This window comes from Pseudomonas sp. BF-RE-21 (genome assembly GCF_019947305.1).
Classification (GTDB): domain Bacteria; phylum Pseudomonadota; class Gammaproteobacteria; order Pseudomonadales; family Pseudomonadaceae; genus Aquipseudomonas; species Aquipseudomonas migulae.
In genome coordinates, this window is record NZ_JAGYGF010000012.1 from 65,823 (window position 1) to 86,772 (window position 20,950).

Sequence of the window (20,950 nt, forward strand, 5' to 3'; positions counted from 1 at the left end):
CACACTCCACGAAAACTAGTTGGCCGCAGCCGGCTTGCGAAGAAAGACCACCAGTGGACTCACCACCAGCATCACCACCAGCAAAATCTTGAATTGACCGATCAGCGCGATAAAAGCCGCCTGGCCCGTGATCATTTCGTTGAGCCCTTCCAGGGCTTGCAGGGACGTCGGCACGGAAAGCGCAGCCGCGCGATAAGGCGTCAGGTTGCTGACCAGCGCCGCGTGCATCGCTTGCGTATTGTTGAAGAAAAACAACTGCACAATCGCAACGCCCAGGGTGCTGCCGTACACCCGTGACAGGTTGAACAAACCGGTGCCTTCCGGACGCAACGCGGGGTCGAGCGTGCTGAACGCAACCTTGGTCAGCGACGGCATCAGCACGCCGATGCCAATGCCCTGAACCGCACCGGCTACCGCCACCGGCCACTCGTCCATCAACGGCGAATAACCGAGCATCAGCCAGTTGGCATAGACCACCAGGGTGACGCCTGCCGCCACGAACCCGCGGCGGTCGAAGCGCTCGGGAACACGCCCCATCAGCAGGAACGCGCCGACCAGTCCGACGCCACGCGGGATCGTCAGGAACCCCGTGGTGTCCGGCGGGTAGCCGAGAATTTCGTCGAGCATCGGCGAGGTTAGCGCCATGGTCGACAACAGCACGAAACCCACGGCGAAAAAGATGATCGTCGACAGCACAAAATTGCGGTCGTCGAACAAACGCTTGTTGAGAAAATGCACCTTCGCCGTCAGCACATGCACCGCGAACAGATAGAACCCCAGTGCACTGCCCAGCGCTTCCAGACAGATCTCGGTCGAGGTAAACCAGTCCAGGCGTTCACCACGGTCGAGCAGCATTTGCAGGCTGATCAAACCCAGCGTGAAAGTGCCAAAGCCAAAGAAGTCGAATGACGGCCGCTGCTCGGCCTTCTTCTCCTTCAGCAAAAGCGCCATCACCAGGAAGATGTACGCCGACAACGGCAGGCTGATGTAGAAGATTGGCCGCCAGTCGAAGTGTTCGCCGACCCAGCCACCAATGCTCGGCCCGCTGACGATGCCGAACAGCACGATGGCGGTCCACGTCGCGCCAAACTTCGCACGCTTCTCGAGGGCCAGGGTCTCCATTGAAATCGCCATCGACAACGGCGCAAGCACGCCACTCGCGAGCCCCTGGATGATCCGCGCGCCGACGAATTCCAGCGGCGTCGTGGCCAGCGTCGCAAGCAGCAAGCCAAGGGCAAAAAAGGCAAGCGCGGTCTGATAAACGAGCTTCAAGCCATAACGCCCGGCGAGCCATTGCGCGACCGGCAGGGTGATGGCGCTCGCGGCGAGGTACGAGGTGAAGATCCAGCCTGCCTGATCGTCGGTCATCGACAGGCTGCCCTGAATCAACCTGAGTACCGCGTTCGGAACAGGCAGGTTCGCCGACTGCATGTACGTCGCCAGCAGCGCCGCGAACCTCAGCGCATGCGCACCCTCTCCCGCCGGGTGTCCACTCTGTTGGCTGTTCATCAGGCGCCACCCGCAGTCAACAATGCTTTGAGCGGATGCCACCACGGCGTGCGATAACCGGTATCGACCTTGACCGTGGCGCTGGTGCCCGAGAACAGCGCCAGGGCAGGATCGGCCTCATCGAGTTCGAGGCGCACCGGAACGCGCTGCACCACCTTGACCCAGTTGCCGGTCGCGTTCTCTGGCGGCAGCAGGGCGAAGTCCGAGCCGGCCCCCGGGCTCATGCTGGTGACGTGGGCCTTGAACACGTGATCGGGATAGGTATCGATGCTGATGGTCGCTGCCTGCCCGGGGCGCATATGGGTGACCTGCGTCTCGCGGAAGTTGGCCTCGATCCAGATCTCACGATCGGACAGCAGCGCAAAGGCCGGCGCGCCGTTGCTGACGAAGTTGCCCACCTGCAAGTCGTCGACCTTGGCGACAATGCCATCGTCCGGCGCGTACACCGTCGCATACCCGAGGTAGAGCTGCGCCTCGTCCAGTTGAGACTTGGCCTCGCGCACCGTCGGGTGACTGTCCGCGTCGATGTTCGGGTTGCCGCTGAGCGCGACGACGGTGCTGGCGATCTGTTGTTCGATCGACGCAATGCGCTGCCGTGCCACTTTCAGGTCGGTGTCCGCCCGCTCGTAAACGGCCCGCGAGACAAACTCGGAGGCGACCAGCGCTTTCTTGCGGGCGAACTCTTTCTGGTCGAAATCCGCCGACTCCCTGGCGGACTGCAACTCGGCCTGCTGCTGCCGGTAACTGGCCTTGAGCCCATCGATGCGCAACCGCGCGACGCTCAACTGTGCTTCTGCACGGTTGACCGCGATCTGAAACGGCTCCGGGTTGAGGCGAAACAGCACCTGGCCTTTGTGCACAGGCTGATTGTCCTGAACCGCAATCTCGACGACCTGTCCGGAAACACGTGCATTGATCGAGGCCTTGGCCACCCGGGCGTAGGCGTTGTCGGTCGAAACAAAGGGCTCGCCCGCCTGATAGCGTGCGTAGCCAAACGCGGCGAACAGCAGCGGCACACCGACCATCAGCAGGGGCCGCATTTTCGCTTTGAACGGTTTCTTCACGGGCGCGTCAGCCGGGTTCGGACCGGGATGCCCGAGGGTCTGTGTCGCTGAGAGATCGAACTGTTTAGTCATGATCGAATACACCTTTAACCGGGAAATCGGGCTAACACCCACTGGAACAGCGCCTTACCGTGTGCGGTCGGGAGGATCGCTCCGCCGCACCTGTTTCGTAGCCGCAATACCCCGATCGAGCTCCGCTACAACAAACCCGCAAGCAAGGAATTTCTGGTTCCTTAATTTTGTGCGATGGTGTAAGAATATAGCCACGCCACCCCCAGACTCAAGGATTTTGTACGACATGGCACAAAATAAAACTACCGAAGGCAAAGGACGCGGCCGTCCTCGCGCCTATGACCCGCAGACCGCCTTGCAACAAGCGCTTGGTGTGTTTTGGAACACTGGCTATTCCGGTGCGTCTCTGGACAGCATCGCCAGCGCAGCCGGGATGAACCGGCCGAGCCTGTACGCCGCATTCGGTGACAAGCACGCGCTCTATATCAAAGCGCTTGAGCAGTATTGGGAGTTTGCCGCCGCCGCCATGCACGAGGCGCTGACGAGCGAAGAGCTGACGTTGCGCCAGGCATTGATGCAGTTTTACGAGGGGCAGTTATCGATCTACTTCTCGGGTGACGGCCAACCCCGTGGTTGCTTTGCGATTGGCACGGCGACCACCGAAGCCGTCGAGGATCCGGAAATTCGCGATGTACTGTCGGATCGACTCAGCCGACTGGATGCCGACCTTGAAGCGCGTCTGCGCGTGGCCATTGATAAAGGAGAGCTCAAGGACGATGTCGACGCTGCGGCCCTCGCCGTACTCGCCTCCTCCCTGCTGCACAGCATTTCCATCCGTGCGCGGGCGGGCAAATCCCGGGCGGAACTGACCGGGCTGGCACGCAATGCGGTCAATGTGATCTGCGGTTGAGCGACGTCATGACGGGCAACAGACTCGAAGACAGGCTGGCCAAGCATCTGGCGGTGGTTTTTTGCGGCATTAACCCCGGCATGATGGCCGCCGCCCAAGGGCATCATTTTGCGGGCCGCAGCAATCGCTTCTGGCGCACCCTTCATCTGGCCGGTTTTACGCCGCAGGAAGTTCGCCCGGAAGATGACCGGACAATCGTGCAGTATCACTGTGGATTAACGGCCGTGGTTGAGCGGCCAACGGCGCGTGCGGATCAGTTGTCGGTGGATGAATTCATCGCCGCCGCTGCGCAGTTTGAACAGAAGATCGCGCACTATGCGCCACGTTTTGTGGCTTTTCTCGGCAAGGCCGCCTATGGCGCGTTATCCGGCCAGCGCAACGTGACCTGGGGGCTTCAGTCGCAAACGTTCGGTAACGCCTCGGTCTGGGTCTTGCCCAACCCCAGTGGCCGCAATCGCGCTTTCACCCTGGATCAACTGGTTGACGCGTATCGACAACTCTATCTGGCCCAACTTGGTGTTAAATAGCACGCTGTCGCGTAATGCAGTGCAACGAGAACGGATATGAGAACCCATTTTGAGAAAAGTGATGCCCCTGAGCCAACGCTCCCGCGTGATGGAAACATTCAACCCGTCACCCCTCAGCAGCCGGTGGTAAGCGCATGATCGAAGTCACTGAAGTGTCCATTGCCGAACTGCGCGCGGCGCTCGAATCCGGGCAGACCACCGCCGTCGAACTGGTGCAGGCTTACCTGGCCCGGATCGATGCCTACGATGGCCCGGACACCGCCACCGCGCTCAACGCCGTGGTGGTGCGCAATCCCGAGGCGCTCAATGAAGCGCGGGCGTCCGATGCCCGTCGGGCCAAAGGTCAAACGCTCGGGCCGCTCGATGGCATTCCCTATACCGCCAAAGACAGTTATCTGGTCAAAGGGCTGACCGCCGCCTCTGGCAGCCCCGCTTTCGCCCACCTGATTGCCTATCGCGATGCGTTCACCATCGAACGGCTTCGCGCCACGGGTGCGATCTGCCTGGGCAAAACCAACATGCCGCCGATGGCGAACGGCGGCATGCAGCGCGGGGTCTACGGCCGTGCCGAAAGCCCGTACAACGCTGACTACCTCACCGCCCCTTTTGCTTCGGGTTCGTCGAATGGCGCCGGGACGGCGACCGCCGCCAGTTTCGCGGCCTTCGGTCTCGCGGAAGAAACCTGGTCGAGCGGTCGCGGTCCGGCCTCAAACAACGGTTTGTGCGCCTACACGCCGTCGCGCGGGGTGATCTCGGTGCGCGGCAACTGGCCGCTGACGCCGACCATGGACGTCGTCGTGCCCTTCGCCAGAACCATGGCCGACCTGCTTGAAGTGCTCGACGTGGTGGTGGCGGAAGATCCCGACACCCGCGGCGATCTGTGGCGGCTGCAACCCTGGGTGCCGATCCCGAGCGTCGCCTCGGTGCGCCCGGCGTCCTATGCCGAACTTGCGGCGAACACCGATGCACTCGCCGGCAAACGCCTCGGCGTTCCGCGCATGTACATCAACGCCGATCCCGACGCGGGCACGAGCGACGCACCGGGCATCGGTGGGCCGACGGGGCAGCGCATCAACACGCGTCCATCGGTGATCGGGCTCTGGGAAGAGGCCCGCAAGGCACTTGAAGCGGCGGGCGCCGAAGTGATTGAAGTCGACTTCCCGCTGGTCTCCAATTGCGAGGGTGATCGTCCGGGTGCGCCGACGGTGTTTACCCGAGGCCTGGTGTCGAAAGAGTTCCTGCACCATGAGTTGTGGGACCTGACGGCCTGGGCATTCGATGATTTCCTGCGGGCCAACGGCGACCCGAAATTGAACCGTCTGGTCGATGTCGACGGGCCGCTGATTTTCCCGCACGACCCGGGAACCCTGCCCAACCGCGAGGGCGACCTGGTCGCCGGCATGGACGAATACGTGCGGATGGCCGAGCGCGGCATCACCCCGTGGGATCAGATTTCCACAGTGCCTGATGGCTTGCGCGGGCTGGAAAAAACCCGTCGAATCGACCTGGAAGACTGGATGGATCGGCTGGGGCTCGATGCGGTGCTGTTCCCGACGGTGGCCGACGTTGCGCCGGCGAATGCCGATGTCGACCCGGCCTCTGCGGACATCGCCTGGAGCAACGGCATCTGGGTGGCCAACGGCAACCTCGCCATCCGGCATTTGGGGGTGCCAACGGTCACCGTACCGATGGGCGTGATGCCGGACATCGGCATGCCCGTCGGCCTGACGTTTGCCGGTCGCGCCTACGACGATTCGACGCTGCTGCGCTTCGCCTCGGCATTTGAGTCGACGGGGACCAAGCGCCTGATCCCGCCTCGAACCCCACCGTTGTCGGCCGCTAAAAAGTAGAACCGAGCGGTTTCACAGGGCTAGGCGTTGGTCGAAATTTTCTTCCTTGAGAATATCGAACAACGCCTGCGCCGCCGCCGACAACTCCACCCCAGGCTTGGTCAACACCCCGATCGCCCGTTCCACCACCGGGTCACGCAGGGTAATGCACCGCGCGCCCAACTCGCGCATCTGCCCGGCACACAACGCCGGCACCGCGCTCACCCCCAGGCCGCTGGCGACCATTCTCCCGACTGTCGCCAACTGATGACTTTCAAACTCCACCGGCAACTTCATCCCCCGCGCTTGCAAGTGCTCCTCCAGCATCACCCGCACCGTCGAAGGTCGCTGCAAGGTAATGAAAGGCTCTTCAAGCAACGTCTGCCAATCAATGTCTTCGCGTTCTGAAAAAGGCGAATCGAACGGCACCACCGCCACAAACCGGTCCCGGTACAACGGCGTGAATTGCAGCGACGAACTTTGCGTCGGTTCAAACGCTACGCCCAACTCGACCTGCCGATCGCGCACCATTTCCAGCACCTGCTCGTTGATCACGTCATTCACAGTGACGTTGACCTTGGGATAGCGCGCGCGAAACGTCTTGAGGATCGGCGGCAGCAGGTTGCCGGCAAACGACGGCATCGCCGCCAGCGTCACGCGCCCGCGCTGCAGGGTAAAACGCTGGCGCAATTCGTCCTCGACATTGTCCCAGTCCGCGATCAATCGGCGGGCCAACGGCACCAGCGACTCCCCCTCGGGCGTCAGCGCCACGTTACGCGTGTTGCGGGTAAACAGCCGCCCGCCCAGGCCCTCCTCCAGCGCCTTGATGGTCAGGCTCAACGCCGATTGCGACAGGTGCAATCGTTCGCAGGCGACGGCAAAGCTCAGACTCTGGGCCACGGCTAAAAAAGCCCTGATCTGCTTGACTGTCATAGGCTAACTGCTCCAGTAATGAGCGCAGGTGCTTTCTGTAGGAGCATGGCTTGCCTGCGATGGCGTCCTGGAGATCGTCATCGCGGGCAAGCCATGCTCCTACAGGATTAATTGGTGAGTTTTATCTATCAATCAACCTTAAAAATCAACTTAACAAATAAATCCTCCAGCGCGACACTCCATCCCATACGGCTAGCCAGCCGCCCACAAAGAATAAAAGAGGTGCATATGGCAGGTTTCGACAAGCGCGTGAGTTCCTACGAGGAAGCTCTGGCAGGTCTTGAAGACGGCATGACGGTAATCGCTGGCGGCTTCGGCCTGTGCGGCATTCCGGAAAACCTGATCGCCGAGATCAAGCGCAAAGGCACCCGTGACCTGACCGTGGTTTCCAACAACTGCGGCGTCGACGGTTTCGGTCTTGGCGTGCTGCTGGAAGACCGGCAGATCAAAAAAGTAGTGGCCTCCTACGTTGGCGAAAACAAGCTGTTCGAAGACCAACTGCTGAAAGGCGAAATCGAAGTCGTCCTGACGCCCCAAGGCACCCTCGCCGAAAAAATGCGCGCAGGCGGCGCTGGCATCCCGGCATTCTTCACGGCTACTGGCGTCGGCACCCCGGTCGCCGAAGGCAAGGAAGTGCGCGAATTCCACGGTCGCAAGTACCTGATGGAAGAATCCATCACCGGTGACTTCGCCATCGTCAAAGGCTGGAAAGCCGACCATTTCGGCAACGTCATCTACCGCCACACCGCCCAGAACTTCAACCCGCTGGCCGCCACCGCCGGCAAGATCACCGTGGTCGAAGTCGAAGAAATCGTCGAACCCGGCGAGCTGGACCCGGCGCAGATCCACACCCCTGGCATCTACGTCGACCGGGTCATTTGCGGCACGTTCGAGAAGCGCATCGAACAGCGCACCGTGCGTAAGTGATCCCCTGCCCCCGGACCGAATGAAGGAATAACAACAATGGCACTTTCCCGCGAACAAATGGCTCAACGCGTCGCCCGCGAAATGCAGGACGGCTTCTACGTGAACCTGGGCATCGGCATTCCGACCCTCGTCGCCAACTACATTCCCGAAGGCATGGAAGTCATGCTGCAGTCGGAAAACGGCCTGCTCGGCATGGGTCCTTTTCCTACTGAAGAAACCATCGATGCCGACATGATCAACGCCGGCAAGCAAACCGTGACCGCGCGTACCGGCGCGTCGATCTTTTCCTCCGCCGAGTCCTTCGCGATGATTCGCGGGGGTCATGTCGACCTGACCGTGCTGGGCGCTTTTGAAGTCGACGTACAAGGCAACATCGCCTCGTGGATGATCCCTGGCAAGCTGGTCAAGGGCATGGGCGGCGCGATGGACCTGGTGGCCGGCGCAGACAACATCATCGTCATCATGACCCACGCGTCCAAGGACGGTGAGTCCAAGCTGCTGTCCCAATGCAGCCTGCCGCTGACCGGTGCCGGTTGCATCAAGCGCGTACTGACTGACCTGGCGTATCTTGAAATCGAAAACGGCGCGTTCATTCTCAAAGAGCGTGCGCCGGGCGTCAGCGTCGAAGAGATCGTCGCCAAGACTGCCGGTAAACTGATCGTGCCGGATCACGTTCCGGAAATGCAGTTCGCTGCCCAGTGAGGAATCATTCCATGCAAGAAGTCGTCATTGTCGCCGCCACCCGTACTGCCATCGGCAGCTTCCAGGGCTCGCTGGCCAATGTGTCCGCCGTAGACCTCGGTGCTGCGGTGATCCGTCAGTTGCTGACGCAAACCGGCCTGAACCCGGCTGAAGTCGATGAAGTGATCATGGGCCAGGTGTTGACCGCCGGCGCCGGGCAAAACCCTGCGCGTCAGTCCGCGATCAAGGCTGGCCTGCCGTTCACCGTGCCGGCCATGACCCTGAACAAGGTCTGCGGCTCGGGCCTCAAGGCCCTGCACCTGGCCACCCAGGCGATTCGCTGCGGCGACGCCGAGGTGATCATTGCCGGCGGCCAGGAAAACATGAGCCTGTCCAACTACGTCATGCCCGGTGCGCGAACCGGTCTGCGCATGGGGCACGCGCAAATCGTCGACACCATGATCAGCGACGGTCTGTGGGATGCGTTCAACGATTACCACATGGGCATCACCGCCGAGAACCTGGCTGAAAAGTACAGCCTGACCCGCGAGCAACAGGACGCCTTCGCTGCGGCCTCGCAGCAGAAAGCCACGGCCGCCATCGAAGCCGGGCGTTTTGCCGATGAAATCACGCCGATCCTGATTCCGCAGCGCAAGGGCGATCCGCTGTCCTTCGCCACCGACGAACAGCCTCGCGCCGGCACCACCGCCGAAGCCCTGGGCAAACTGAAACCGGCCTTCAAGAAGGACGGTTCGGTGACCGCCGGTAACGCCTCGTCGCTGAACGACGGCGCCGCCGCCGTGATCCTGATGAGCGCGGACAAAGCCAAGGCCCTGGGCCTGCCGGTGCTGGCAAAAATCGCGGCTTACGCCAACGCAGGCGTGGACCCGGCGATCATGGGCATCGGCCCGGTCTCGGCCACTCGCCGTTGCCTGAGCAAAGCCGGCTGGTCCATCGACCAACTGGACCTGATCGAAGCCAACGAAGCCTTCGCCGCGCAATCCCTGGCGGTGGCCAAGGACCTGGAATGGGACTTGAACAAGGTCAACGTCAACGGCGGCGCCATTGCCCTCGGTCACCCGATCGGTGCGTCGGGCTGCCGTGTGCTGGTGACTTTGCTGCATGAAATGATCAAGCGCGACGCCAAGAAAGGCCTCGCCACCCTGTGCATCGGTGGTGGTCAGGGCGTGGCACTGGCGATCGAACGGGCTTAACGCGTTCAACGGACGGCGCGGGGACCCACGAAGATCCGCGCCATCCGGCAACACCCCTCACTCCTGAGCGAGGGGCATCTTTGTAGGAGCCAGCTTGCTGGCGATAGCGGCGTGTCAGGCGACATCAATGTCGATTGTTCCACCGCCATCGCCGGCAAGCCGGCTCCTACAGATTTGCGCTCAGGCGAACTTCACGAGGTTCAACACCGGCAACGGCCCACCCGGAAACTGCGCCAACCGCGCGCCGACACTCAACTCCCCAAGATCAATCCCGAAGAAGCCCAAGCGCTCGGTCAATGCAACCACCTGAGCTTTCGCCTCGGCATCATCGCCCGACACAAACAGCACCCGCCGACCGCCCTCCGCCGCCGGATCACTCTCCAGCAAGCGCGCCGCCAGGTGATTGAACGCCTTCACCACTCTCGCCCCCGGCACCCATTCAGCGAACACTTCGCTGGACATACGGCCCTGCAAATCCACAGCCTTGAACAACGGCGCCTCAATCGAGTTATTGGCGTCGATCACGATCCGCCCGCCGAAGCCCGGCAAACCAGCGAGTGCTGTTGGCAACTTCGACCAGTTGACCGCCACCAGAACGATTGGCTGGGCGGCCGCTTCTTCACGGGTGCCGGCGCGTGCCGTCGGACCGAGCTCCGCCACCAGGGCGGCCAAGGTCTCCGGACCACGACTGTTGGCGATGACTACTTCGATGCCCTGACGGGACAAGGCTCTGGCAAACGCTGAACCAATGGCGCCAGCGCCGATGATGCCGATAGTACTCATGGTGATTCACTCCAAGGGGTTGTCGTTGGCGTGAATACTGCGCTTGTCATTAGCCCTTGATTAGCGGGTAATGACTTGAATGCTTTTCAAGCATTCATAGCAGGTGCCAGACATGGAAACCCTCGCCAACCTCGAATCTTTTGTACGCAGCGCTGAAACGGGCAGTTTTTCCGCCGCGGCACGTTTGCTGGCGCTGACACCCGCCGCGGTCAGCCGCAACGTGGCGATGCTGGAACGCAATATGGGTGTGCGGTTGTTCCAGCGTTCGACCCGCAAGCTGTCGCTCACTGAAGCCGGCGAGGGTTTTCTGGCCAGCATCGGCGGCAACCTGGAGGCGTTGCAAGCGGCGATCAGTGCCGTGAGCAGCGATCGCGGGGAGCCGGCCGGTGTGCTCAAGGTCAGCCTGGCGCCGACGTTTGGCATCGGTCATGTGCTGCCGTTGTTGCCGCAGTTCCTGGCGCGTTATCCGCTGATTCGCCCGGAATGGCACTTCGAAAATCGCCAGGTGGATTTGATTGCTGAAGGCTATGACGCGGCCATCGGCGGCGGCTTCGAACTCACGCCAGGGGTCATCTCACGGACATTGGCGGCGGCGGATATCGTCGCGGTGGCCTCACCGGCCTACCTGGCAGGACGCACGCTGCCGCGTACGCCGGCCGACCTGATCGGACACACCGGCATTGTGATGCGCGGCATTCGTACCGGGCGGATTCGTCAGTGGGTGATGCACGATCGAGCGGGCCATGAAGAGAGCGCCGGTCTGACCGAAAACATCGTGCTCAACGATCCAGCCGCCATGCGTGAGGCAGCGCTCCTGGGCCTGGGTGTGACGCTGCTGGTATTGCCGGATGTGGCAGCGAACATCGAGCGCGGGGAACTGGTGCGCCTGCTGCCGGACTGGCACGCCGATGCGGGGCCGATCTCGCTGTATTACCCGAGCCGGACGCTGATGCCGGCCAAGACCCGGGTGTTTATCGATTTTGTGGTTGAGGCGTTTCAGCGGTAGACCGCGTCATCGTTCATCGCCGGCAAGCCGGCTCCTACAGGTTCACCATGTCCTTGTAGGAGCCGGCTTGCTGGCGATGGCGGCCGAAAAATCACCCAAAAAACTGCAGAATCAACCAACTATTCGCCCCACTGATCACCGCAAACAACCCCCACGCCAACACTCGCGTCGGCAATCGATTCACAAACGGCCCCATCAACTTGTGATCATTGGTCATGCGAATCAACGGATACAACGCAAACGGCAACTGCAAACTCAGCACCACCTGACTCAACACCAGCAGTTTGCCAATCGCGTTATCCCCCATCAGCCAGACACCGATAAACGCCGGGATCAACGCCAGCCCCCGGGTAATCAAGCGCCGTTGCCAGCAGGGAATCCGCAGGTTGAGGTAACCCTCCATGATCACTTGCCCGGCGATGGTGCCGGTGAACGTCGAACTTTGACCGGACGCCAGCAACGCGACGCCAAACAGCACGCTGGCCAACGCGCCGCCCACCAGCGGGTCGAGCAAGTGATAGGCGTCCTGAATGTCCACCACATCGGTGTGTCCGGTCTTGTGGAAGGCCGCGGCCGCGAGGATCAGGATCGCCGCGTTCACCAGCAGCGCCAGCGCCAGGGAACCGATGGTGTCGATGCGCGCCAGTTTCACCGCGTCCTGCTTGCTGGCCAGGTCCTTGCCGATCATCCGGGTCTGTACGATCGAGGTGTGCAGGTACAAGTTATGCGGCATGACCGTGGCCCCGAGAATCCCGATGGCCAGGTACAGCGGCGCCGCATCGCCGATGGCCGACAGTGACGGCGTGAAACCCCGTGCGACGTCCGGCCAGTAAGGCTTGATCAACAACAATTCAACGAAGAAACACACACCGATGGTGCTCACCAGCACCAGCATGATCGCTTCCAGTCGGCGGAAGCCACGGTTCTGCAGGGCCAGCACCAGCAGCGTATCGAACGCCGTGAGGGCGATGCCGACGCTCAGCGAACAGCCCAACAGCAGATGGAACGCCAGCGCACAGCCGAGCACTTCGGCGAGGTCGGTGGCGATGATCGAGATTTCCGCCAGCACCCATTGGGTCCGTGCGGTCCGCGTGCTGTAGCGCTCGCGGGACAACTGCGCCAGATCGCGCCCCGTGGCGATGCCCAGGCGCGAGCACAAACACTGCACCACCATCCCCGCCAGACTCGCCAGCAACACCACAAACAACAGGCTGTAACCAAACCGCGAACCGGCCTCGATGGCGGTGGCCCAGTTGCCCGGGTCCATGTAGCCGATGGACACCAGCAAGCCCGGGCCGGCGAAACGCAGGACACGCTTGAAAAATGACGCGCGAGGGTCAACGGCAACGCTGCCCGCCACTTCCGGCGGACAAAACGGCGCAGTGGCGACTTTGGGCAAACTGAATTTCACGCAAACATTCCAGAAAACAGGCGGGAGGGCGCAGCTTAGACGTTTCGCGCTTTTCGGTGTACAGACAAAACGCAAAGATCGCCGCTGCGGCCTTTGCTTTTGTAGGAGCAAGCTTGCTCGCGATAAACGATGACGCGGAACGTCTGGATCACCGAGGTGCTGCCATCGCGAGCAATCGAGCGTCGACCGGCTGCTCCTACAAAGGCAAAAGCAACGGCGGGTGATGTTCAGGGCTTGGCAATGCCCAACAACTGCTCCCGCAACCCGGGATTGCTCGTGCGCGGGTCAAGCCAGATATCAAAAAATGCCCGGGCGAACACCGGGTCCGTCACCTCGTACTGCAACTGCGGGCCGACAAAAAAGCGCGCGCCCTGCCCCGGCAAGTAAACCCCGATGAGTCGGGTCCCGGCCTGCACATCGACAAACGCCTGCTGCATCTGCGCCTGCCATGCCGCGAGTTGCCCGGCACTCACCGATGCGCCCGACAGTCGTTTGATTTCTTCGACGCTGGCCTGGACCAGATCGTCCCGGGAAATCCTGCGCTGATAAATCAGCTCCAGGGCGAACGGCTGGTCGCTCGCAAATGGCTGCGCGGCACTCCACAGACGAGCGTTGTAGATATCGAAACCGAACATCCGGAACTCACCGGTGCCAATGATTTGAGCACCGGGTAAAGACTCCTGCCAATTGGCCAACGCGTGGTTGCCCAGCAATACCAACAGCCACAGGGTATGACGCAGAGGTGATCGTGGTCGGGTCATGATCGGCTCGATTCAACGCGTATGGGTTCTGTTACTTATACGCATAAAGTGTTGCTGTACAAGCTTTCAACTTTATATACAAAAACAGCCAATCCTTAGAGCAATCTACTTGTCGCAATGCTAACGTTGCCGCTTCACTCAGGTCGGAGGCGCCTACGTGCTGCTGCTCAAACTGCTGGTCATTCCCGGGTTTCTCTTACTGATCTCCCTCGCGGGCAAACGCTGGGGCCCGAGTGTCGCCGGTTGGCTTTCGGGGTTGCCGGTGGTGGTCGGGCCGATTCTGTTTTTCCTCGCTATCGAACAAGGCGAAGTGTTTGCCGCGCAATCGGCGACCGCCGCGTTATCCGCGATGTTCGCGATGATTGCCTTCTGCGTAACCTACGCCCAGGTCGCCCAACGCGCGGGATGGCCTTGGGCGCTGACGGTTTCGCTGCTGGTCTGGGCCACAGCGGCGGTGGTGCTGTCGGTGATTCCACCGTCCCTGGTGTTCTCGGTGATCGCCGCCGCGACCGCGCTGCTGGCGGCGCCTTACCTGTTTCCCAAGGTGCAGCCGATCGTCTCCGGCCCGGCACCGAAGTCCGACAAATTGCTGCTGCGCATGATTGCCGGCGCCCTTCTCACTCTCGCGGTCACCTGGCTCGCCAGCACCGTCGGCGAACGCTGGAGCGGCCTGCTCGCGGTGTTCCCGGTGCTGGGCAGCGTGATGGCGGTGTTTTCCCAGCAAACCCGTGGCCCGGCGTTTACCGCCGCCTTGTTGCGCGCCACGGCCACCGGCATGTATTCGTTCAGCGCGTTCTGCCTGGTCCTGGCGCTGACCTTGCCGGGCATGGGCCTGAAGGCCTTTGGCCTGGGCGTCGCGGTGTCGGTAGCCATGCTCGGCGTCACCCGGCGCCTGTTGGCCAAACCGGTGGCAACGCCCGCAACCCGTTCAACTATTTCGAACGAGTAGAACAACAACCCCGTACGTCAATCGAACAGGTTTCGCCCACTATCAGCCTCAGTTCCTGACCAACCACTGACTGAGGCCTACACCATGAAATTCTTTTTCCACCCTTCGCCAAACCCGATGAAAGTCGCCCTGCTGCTTGAAGAACTGCAAACGCCGTACGAATTGATCGGCGTCGACACCTTCAAGGGCGAGCAACACCAGCCAGCCTTTCTGGCGATCAACCCGAACGCCAAAGTGCCAGCGCTGGTCGATGGCGACGCCACCGTGTTCGACTCCCAGGCGATCCTGTTGCACCTCGCGCAAAAACATCAGCGCTTCCTGCCGACCTCCGTTGCCGGCCAGGCCGAACTGCTGTCGTGGCTGATGTTCATCGCCACCGGCCTGTCGCCATTCTCGGGTCAGGCAGTGCACTTCCTGCACCACGCACCGGAAGACCTGGCCTACGCAAAAAACCGTTACCTCAAGGAAGTCGAACGTCATTACCGCGTGCTCGATCAGCGCCTGGCCGACCATCAATACCTGGCCGGCGACACCTACAGCATCGCCGACATGGCGCTGTGGGGCTGGGCCAATTACGCGCCATACATCCTCGGCGAAAACGGTTTGGCGGCGTACCCGAACGTCAAGCGCCTGTTCGATGAAATCAGCGCTCGCCCGGCGGCCGTACGTGCTCACGGCCTCAAAGAGAAGCTGGTACTGAAAGCGGAATTCGACGAAGAAACCCGTCGCAATCTGTTCCCGCAGAACCAGGCGCAGTAATCCATTCCCCCGCATGCGAAGGTGATGAAATGAGTGATCAAGTCGCGTTTATCGTTTACCTGCCAGCCAAACCGGAACGCTTCGCCGAAACAAAGGAGCGCCTGCTGGACGTGGTGCACCAGATGTCGGCCGAGCCGGACTTCGTCAACACCTGGGTCCACCAGTTGCAGGACGAGCCGAACACTCTGGTGCTCTACGAAACCTGGAACTGCAGCAAGGAAGACTTCATCACCCGTCACCTGAGCAAGCCGTATCGCCAGGACTACGAAAAGCTGTTGCCGGAGCTGTTGGCCAGCGACCGTCGGATCGAGTTTCTGGACGTGATCGAGAGCTATCCGGTGCGCCGCGACGTGTAACAGCGTAATCCCCGTGGTGAGGGCCAGCCTCTCACCACGGGCATCCCTATTACTCGGCAGCGTCGAGTTTATCCAGCGCCTGGTTCACCGCCAGCTCCCCAAGCATGATGACTTGCGCAATGCCCAACAGCGAATTGCGACGGGTCCCCTCCATATGATCCGCCAGGTCCATGGCCATGACATTGGCCGATGCCAGCGACTCGCACGCATGGCTGAGCAGGGTCTGGACATCGAGTTCCGGGTTGACGCTGAACATGCTGTCGAGTTGCCTTGGCGTGGCGTTGATCAGTGCAATGTGCGCGGCAGGATTGGCGTAAAAGTCGAGGGCGAGTTTGATGGTCTCTTCGAGCTTTTCTTGGTCAGCGCTTTGGGCTGAAGCGGACAGGTCCGGGCTGGGGGGATTGGGTGTTGGTTTGGGCATAGATGGAGCTCCGATGCTACTTAGAAGGAGCCATCAACCTCTCGCTACCAAACGGAGGGTGGCGGCCATACGAAGGTTGGTAGACCGGGCATCGGAACCGGCGCCCCCGAAGGAGCCCTGCGCATGGCCACCATAAAACGCAGCCCTGAGAAAGGGCCGAACGAGGTGACGCTATGCGTCGATGCTGAGGGTCTACCAAACCCGATCACTGTGTTTTCAGCGACCGGAAAACAATAGAACCCACCCCAAAAGCGCACAAGCCGGCGGATTCTTACGTACCTGTAGGCAACGACGCAAGGTGTTGTAGCTTTCATGAAGTAACGCTGAGCGCGGTTAAACAAGCCTTCGTAAATACGTTGATTAGCCGTAAACGCGAGGTTCAAAAGCTTTTCGCTCACCAGAACCCGACCGCCCGTTAGCCCGCACTGGAATGCGTCACGACCTCCATGGGATGATCGCCCCCACCGCGAGACCACCCTGGAGATTTTGAATGTCACTGTTGAGTAAAAAAGCCGTTGTCCTGCTGCTGGCAGTGGCTGCCAGCCTGGGGGCTTTGAATGCACAGGCGGCTAAAGAGGTAGCGCCAGCGCAGAACGTCTCGATGCTGGGCGGAAAATTCAAATTCAACCTGCCCAAGGGCTTCGTTGCCAACCCGCTGCCGGCGGACGCGACCGGTGCGAGCGGCACCATGTACACCAACGCAACCACGAAAACTGTGGTGATTGCCGCTGAAAACACCATTCCTGGTGGCGTCAACGCCAAGGACAACGACGGTGAGTTCCTCGACGCCACGGCGTCCGACTTCGCCACTCAACAAGCCAAGGCGCTGCCGGATTTCACCAAGCTCAGTGAGAAAAGCCTGACCCAGAAAGGCACCGGCCTCGGTCTGCGGGAGATCGACAGCATCGCCACCCAGGGCGGCGGCAAGACGCTCGATACCACGCTGATGGCCGCCTCGGGCACGCGCATGGCGCTGGTAAAGGTGATTTCCCGTCTCAGCGACAATGCCGGCCACGAAGCGCTGGTTAAACAGATCGTCAGCGGCAAGTAAGGCTCAGGGGTTGAGGCGCTGCAACCAGGCGCTCAAATCCTGCATTTCGGCGGCGCTGATGTTGTGGCCAACGCCTGGATAGGCATGAAATTCGGGCTTGAGTGACAGGCTCTGCAACAGGCTGTTGGCCTCGGTGCCGTCGTTGAAGGGAAGGCGTTTGTCCGCCGTGCCATGCCCGATGAAAATCGCCAGTTTCTGAAGTTTTTCATCGGGCTTGAGCTCGGACTTGAGCACCGGCAAGATCCGCCCGCTCAACGCCGCGATCCCGCCCACGGCTTCGGGATGACGCAACGCGACCTCGTAAGACATGATCGCGCCCTGGCTGAAGCCCACCAGGAAAACCTTGTTCGGTACTGTGTGATATTTCTTCGCAGCCTGTGCGACGAAATCCAGCAACACCGGGCCGCTGGCCTTCAGGTCATCCGTCTCGCCGTTGTAGGCACCTTCTCCCTTCTTGCGAAACCACTGATAGCTGCCCTCCTCCATGACCATCGGCGCGCGCACCGACAGGTAGTTGTAGCGGGCGGGCAATTCATCCTTGATGCCGAACAGGTCCTGCTCGTTACTGCCGTAGCCGTGGAGGAAAATCACCAGGGGTTGATTGACCGATTCGGGGTTGGCCTGCTCCAGGTATTTGAGCGGCAGATCGGTGTGCAGCGGGGTTTCAGCGTGGACGGCGGCGGACGCCAGAAGTGTCAGCAGAGCGAGAACCTTCAACATAAACCTTCCTTCACAGAGCGCAGGATTCGGGGTTGAGCCTAACATCTCCTGTTGCCGATGCACTCGCAGTGCTGCTGATACCGCTATCGCCGGCAAGCCGGTCTCGCTCCCACAGGGGGAATGCATTTCAACTGTGGGAGCGAGCCTGCTCGCGATAGCGGTATCAGCGACACCAAAGCATCCCGGTCAATCGTTAATCAACTTCCCAACGCGGATCGGCTCGCGCCCCGCAACTTTCGCCTGCCACGTCCCCGGTTGCGTATACCGCCCGCGATCAATCGCAAACAACACACCACTGGTGCCGGCGCACACAGTGGTCACCCGGTCGCTCAACGGGTCAACCACTTCAAACAGTGCATCGCCCTTCTCGACCCATTCACCGGCCTCGCGCAGAAAACTGACCACGCCATGATGCGGCGCAAACAGGTATTCCGTGCCTTCAAACGGCATGCCTTCACAACATTCACTCGGTGCGGCCGGCCAGGTGCCTTTGATAAAACCCTGTTCGGCAAGGAAGCCGAGAATGGCCTCGCAATTGGCCTGAGCCTGATCGACCCGGGTATCGCCCATGCTGCCCAGCTCCAGCGTTGTCGCCAGGTTCGCCGGTGGAATCGCCGCCTCGGGGAATGCCCTGGCCAGGCGCAACCATGGCGAAGAACAGGACTCATCGAAAGAACTGCCGCCGGAGTCTTCACACAGCAGCGCAACGCCTGCCTTCAGCCGAGCCGCCAGGGACTTCCATTGCGACCAGTGTTGCGGCAGCGCATAAATATGAATCGCCGCTTCGAAATCGCAATGCAAGTCGAGGGTGATGTCGGCATCACAGGCATGGCGCAGCAGCAAGCGATGCATGGCTTCCAGCTGCGACTTCGGTGCAGGCAAACCGTCGAGAACCTGGCCCATGGCCTGACGAATCAACACGATGTTGACCTGGGCATCGGCGCCCAACTGATCGCCGATCAGCTCACCGACCGGCGCGCTCAGTTCAACGAACGAGCGGTTGAAATTCTTGCCACTGCCGAGTTCGAAACGGCCCATGTGGCTGCCTTGTAGGTGTTGGTCCAGGCCGATGGGATTGGCCACGGGAACCAACTCGATCACGCCTTGCAACTGACCTTGGGCTTCGAGTTCGGCCAGGCGTTTTTTCAGCTCCCACGCCGTGCGCATGCCCGGCAGTTCGTCCGCGTGCAGGCTGGCCTGGATGTAGACCTTGCGCGAGCCCGTGCCGTAACGAAATACGCTGAGGGTGCGTTCGGAGCCCAGGTGGCTCCAGGGCAATGGGTGGTCGATGCGTTGCATAAAAACTCCTGTCGAAACCGACGCTCAGGATCACGAAACCTGTAGGAGCTGGCTTGCCGGCGAAGGCGATCCAACAGTCACATTGATGTTGAATGTGCGGCCGTCATCGCTGGCAAGCCAGCTCCTACAGGGAAATATGTTGGCAAAAAAAACACCGGCACATAAAAAAAGTGGCAACCGCTTTCACGGTTGCCACTTTCTTATACGGCTGGATTACTCGCCGTAAACATCAAAATTGAAGTACTTGTCCTGCACTTGCTTGTACTTGCCGTTGGCACGGATTTCAGTGATGGCGGTGTTGAATTTGTCCGCCAGCTCTTTATCACCCTTGCGCACAGCGATGCCGGCGCCGCCGCCGAAGTACTTGGCGTCTTCGTAGGTTGGACCCACAAAAGCGAAGCCCTTGCCCGCGTCGGTTTTCAGGAAACCGTCGTCGAGGTTGACCGAGTCGGCCAGCATCGCGTCGAGGCGACCGGAGACCATGTCCAGGTTGGCTTCCTGCTGCGAGCCGTAACGCACCAGGACAATACCGGCCGGTTGCAGCACTTCAGTGGCGAAGCGGTCGTGAGTACTGGCGCGCAGTACACCGACTTTCTTGCCCTTGAGCTCGGTCAGCGGGTCTTTGACGTCGGTGCCTTCCTTCATCACGAAGCGCGCCGGGGTGTGGTAGTACTTGATGGTGAAATCGACGTTTTTCTTGCGGTCGTCGGTGATGGTCATGGACGACAGGATCGCGTCGATTTTCTTGACCTTCAGGGCCGGGATCAGGCCGTCGAACTCTTGCTCGACCCAAGTACATTTCAGTTTCGCCTGCTCACACAGCGCGTCGCCGATATCGACGTCGAAACCGGTGAGTTTGCCGTCAGGGGTTTTCATCGAGAATGGCGGGTAACCGGCTTCGATACCGATGCGGATCGGCTTGGCGTCATCGGCCACAGCGGTCAGGGACAACATCGACAGTGCCAGGGCACCGAACATCACTAGCTTCTTCATTTATAACTCCTGTGGGCGGAGGCTTTTATTGGCAGCGTTCGATTGGTAGCGTTCGGTCAGCGCTTTTTTGTTGGAGAAAACCGAAGTGGCGGGCAGTCTAGAGCGGCTTCAGGCGCGTAAATTGTGCATATGCGACAAATACTTATAGAAAAGGCGAGCTGAATGAACGATGAGATTCGCACCTTGAACCTGATCCAGCACCACCCCGCCGAAGGACCGGGCGCAATTGCCGACTGGGCTGCCTCCCGGGGATTGTCGCTGAACGTCTACCGCGCCGACCTCGGTCAATTGCCGCCAGTCAGCGCGGAACCGGTGGTTTTATTGGGCGGGCCCTATGAGTCCAACGCCGGCCCCGCGTGGCTGGAGGCTGAACGTCAGTGGCTGGCGCGTAGCCTGGAACAGGGCGCGGCGGTGTTTGCGATTTGTCTGGGGGCGCAGTTGTTGGCGCTGAGTCTGGGCGGGAATGTGCGGCGAATGGATCGGACCGAAACCGGCTGGACGCCAGTGCGCTTTTCCGATGGCCGGGTATTGAAGGTGCTGGAATGGCACGAAGACGCCATCGACTTGCCGCCCGGCGCGCAGCTACTGGCCAGCAGCGATCAGTGCGAGCAGCAGATGTATCGCGCAGGGCCTGCGCGGGTGGGTTTGCAGTTTCATCCGGAGTGGAATGCCGAATCGGTGGCAACGCTCAATGCGCACTTTGCCGATGAATCGCCGCTGCCTCGGGGAGCACCGGACAGCGCCGCCCATGCCGCCGTTTTTGAATGGTTGCAGGCGACGCTGGATGAGTGGTGGGCATTAGCCAAAGATCGCAAGAACACCCCAAATTTGTAGG

22 protein-coding genes are annotated in these 20,950 nt (G+C 60.9%); 12 read left to right on the plus strand and 10 right to left on the minus strand.

Features of this window, described 5'->3' with window-relative positions; genetic code table 11:
- Nucleotides 1-15 precede the first annotated feature (15 nt).
- Nucleotides 16-1,509, minus strand: a complete 1,494-nt coding sequence (locus tag KGB25_RS11350) for a DHA2 family efflux MFS transporter permease subunit (protein WP_223434977.1) — start codon at nt 1,507-1,509, stop codon at nt 16-18.
- On the minus strand, nt 1,509-2,645 hold the full coding sequence (locus tag KGB25_RS11355) for an HlyD family secretion protein (protein ID WP_223434978.1): 1,137 nt from the start codon (nt 2,643-2,645) through the stop codon (nt 1,509-1,511). The genes KGB25_RS11350 and KGB25_RS11355 overlap by 1 nt, the downstream gene beginning before the upstream one ends.
- Nucleotides 2,646-2,871: 226 nt before the next feature.
- Between KGB25_RS11355 and KGB25_RS11360 the strand changes: the two genes are divergently transcribed.
- The 3 genes from KGB25_RS11360 (at nt 2,872) to KGB25_RS11370 (ending at nt 5,872) form a co-directional block, all read left to right on the plus strand.
- Nucleotides 2,872-3,495, plus strand: a complete 624-nt coding sequence (locus tag KGB25_RS11360; RefSeq protein WP_207286147.1) for a TetR/AcrR family transcriptional regulator — start codon at nt 2,872-2,874, stop codon at nt 3,493-3,495.
- 8 nt (nt 3,496-3,503) lie between these two features.
- Entirely contained in the window at nt 3,504-4,022 is a 519-nt protein-coding gene (gene mug / locus KGB25_RS11365; RefSeq protein ID WP_207286180.1) for a G/U mismatch-specific DNA glycosylase, read from the plus strand.
- A gap of 134 nt (nt 4,023-4,156) precedes the next feature.
- Entirely contained in the window at nt 4,157-5,872 is a 1,716-nt protein-coding gene (locus KGB25_RS11370; protein WP_223434979.1) for an amidase, read from the plus strand.
- Between the two features lie 12 nt (nt 5,873-5,884).
- On the opposite strand, the gene KGB25_RS11375 is transcribed toward KGB25_RS11370, so the two are convergent.
- Nucleotides 5,885-6,784 carry a LysR family transcriptional regulator gene (locus KGB25_RS11375; protein ID WP_223434980.1) on the minus strand — a complete coding sequence of 300 codons (900 nt, stop codon included), beginning with the start codon at nt 6,782-6,784 and terminating at the stop codon, nt 5,885-5,887.
- 228 nt (nt 6,785-7,012) lie between these two features.
- On the opposite strand from KGB25_RS11375, the gene KGB25_RS11380 reads away from it, so the two are divergent.
- Genes KGB25_RS11380 through KGB25_RS11390 form a run of 3 tightly spaced genes read left to right on the plus strand, consistent with a single transcriptional unit; the run spans nt 7,013 to nt 9,606 of the window.
- On the plus strand, nt 7,013-7,711 hold the full coding sequence (locus KGB25_RS11380; protein WP_008026716.1) for a CoA transferase subunit A: 699 nt from the start codon (nt 7,013-7,015) through the stop codon (nt 7,709-7,711).
- 36 nt (nt 7,712-7,747) lie between these two features.
- Entirely contained in the window at nt 7,748-8,413 is a 666-nt protein-coding gene (locus tag KGB25_RS11385; protein WP_008026717.1) for a CoA transferase subunit B, read from the plus strand.
- 11 nt (nt 8,414-8,424) lie between these two features.
- The gene (locus KGB25_RS11390; RefSeq protein ID WP_207286150.1) at nt 8,425-9,606 is read left to right on the plus strand and encodes an acetyl-CoA C-acetyltransferase; all 1,182 of its coding nucleotides are present in this window, start codon (nt 8,425-8,427) and stop codon (nt 9,604-9,606) included.
- A gap of 180 nt (nt 9,607-9,786) precedes the next feature.
- On the opposite strand, the gene KGB25_RS11395 is transcribed toward KGB25_RS11390, so the two are convergent.
- Complete coding sequence (locus KGB25_RS11395; RefSeq protein WP_223434981.1) at nt 9,787-10,389, minus strand: NADPH-dependent F420 reductase; 603 nt, start codon at nt 10,387-10,389, stop codon at nt 9,787-9,789.
- A gap of 112 nt (nt 10,390-10,501) precedes the next feature.
- On the opposite strand from KGB25_RS11395, the gene KGB25_RS11400 reads away from it, so the two are divergent.
- Nucleotides 10,502-11,395, plus strand: a complete 894-nt coding sequence (locus KGB25_RS11400) for a LysR family transcriptional regulator (protein WP_223434982.1) — start codon at nt 10,502-10,504, stop codon at nt 11,393-11,395.
- 91 nt (nt 11,396-11,486) lie between these two features.
- On the opposite strand, the gene KGB25_RS11405 is transcribed toward KGB25_RS11400, so the two are convergent.
- Together KGB25_RS11405 and KGB25_RS11410 are read right to left on the minus strand one after the other, a co-directional pair.
- Nucleotides 11,487-12,806: an Nramp family divalent metal transporter gene (locus tag KGB25_RS11405; protein ID WP_223415672.1), complete on the minus strand. Its 1,320-nt coding sequence runs from the start codon at nt 12,804-12,806 to the stop codon at nt 11,487-11,489.
- 227 nt (nt 12,807-13,033) lie between these two features.
- On the minus strand, nt 13,034-13,567 hold the full coding sequence (locus KGB25_RS11410; protein ID WP_192228764.1) for a chalcone isomerase family protein: 534 nt from the start codon (nt 13,565-13,567) through the stop codon (nt 13,034-13,036).
- 157 nt (nt 13,568-13,724) lie between these two features.
- Here KGB25_RS11410 and KGB25_RS11415 point away from each other — a divergent pair, with 157 nt between their 5' ends.
- The 3 genes from KGB25_RS11415 to KGB25_RS11425 all read left to right on the plus strand — a co-directional run bounded on the left by KGB25_RS11415 (nt 13,725) and on the right by KGB25_RS11425 (nt 15,631).
- Nucleotides 13,725-14,516, plus strand: a complete 792-nt coding sequence (locus tag KGB25_RS11415; protein WP_008044943.1) for a hypothetical protein — start codon at nt 13,725-13,727, stop codon at nt 14,514-14,516.
- A gap of 84 nt (nt 14,517-14,600) precedes the next feature.
- Entirely contained in the window at nt 14,601-15,275 is a 675-nt protein-coding gene (locus tag KGB25_RS11420) for a glutathione S-transferase family protein (protein WP_008026724.1), read from the plus strand.
- Between the two features lie 29 nt (nt 15,276-15,304).
- Nucleotides 15,305-15,631, plus strand: a complete 327-nt coding sequence (locus KGB25_RS11425; protein WP_192418420.1) for a putative quinol monooxygenase — start codon at nt 15,305-15,307, stop codon at nt 15,629-15,631.
- Between the two features lie 49 nt (nt 15,632-15,680).
- On the opposite strand, the gene KGB25_RS11430 is transcribed toward KGB25_RS11425, so the two are convergent.
- On the minus strand, nt 15,681-16,052 hold the full coding sequence (locus tag KGB25_RS11430) for a DUF6124 family protein (RefSeq protein WP_192228760.1): 372 nt from the start codon (nt 16,050-16,052) through the stop codon (nt 15,681-15,683).
- 490 nt (nt 16,053-16,542) lie between these two features.
- Here KGB25_RS11430 and KGB25_RS11435 point away from each other — a divergent pair, with 490 nt between their 5' ends.
- Nucleotides 16,543-17,103: a hypothetical protein gene (locus KGB25_RS11435; RefSeq protein WP_223434983.1), complete on the plus strand. Its 561-nt coding sequence runs from the start codon at nt 16,543-16,545 to the stop codon at nt 17,101-17,103.
- A 3-nt stretch (nt 17,104-17,106) separates the two neighbouring features.
- On the opposite strand, the gene KGB25_RS11440 is transcribed toward KGB25_RS11435, so the two are convergent.
- The 3 genes from KGB25_RS11440 to KGB25_RS11450 form a co-directional block, all read right to left on the minus strand.
- Nucleotides 17,107-17,823, minus strand: a complete 717-nt coding sequence (locus KGB25_RS11440; RefSeq protein ID WP_223434984.1) for an alpha/beta hydrolase — start codon at nt 17,821-17,823, stop codon at nt 17,107-17,109.
- Between the two features lie 186 nt (nt 17,824-18,009).
- On the minus strand, nt 18,010-19,122 hold the full coding sequence (locus KGB25_RS11445) for a succinylglutamate desuccinylase/aspartoacylase family protein (protein WP_223434985.1): 1,113 nt from the start codon (nt 19,120-19,122) through the stop codon (nt 18,010-18,012).
- Nucleotides 19,123-19,335: 213 nt separating this feature from the next.
- On the minus strand, nt 19,336-20,115 hold the full coding sequence (locus KGB25_RS11450; RefSeq protein ID WP_008026734.1) for an ABC transporter substrate-binding protein: 780 nt from the start codon (nt 20,113-20,115) through the stop codon (nt 19,336-19,338).
- A 174-nt stretch (nt 20,116-20,289) separates the two neighbouring features.
- Between KGB25_RS11450 and KGB25_RS11455 the strand changes: the two genes are divergently transcribed.
- Complete coding sequence (locus KGB25_RS11455; RefSeq protein ID WP_223435008.1) at nt 20,290-20,949, plus strand: type 1 glutamine amidotransferase; 660 nt, start codon at nt 20,290-20,292, stop codon at nt 20,947-20,949.
- Nucleotide 20,950 lies beyond the last annotated feature (1 nt).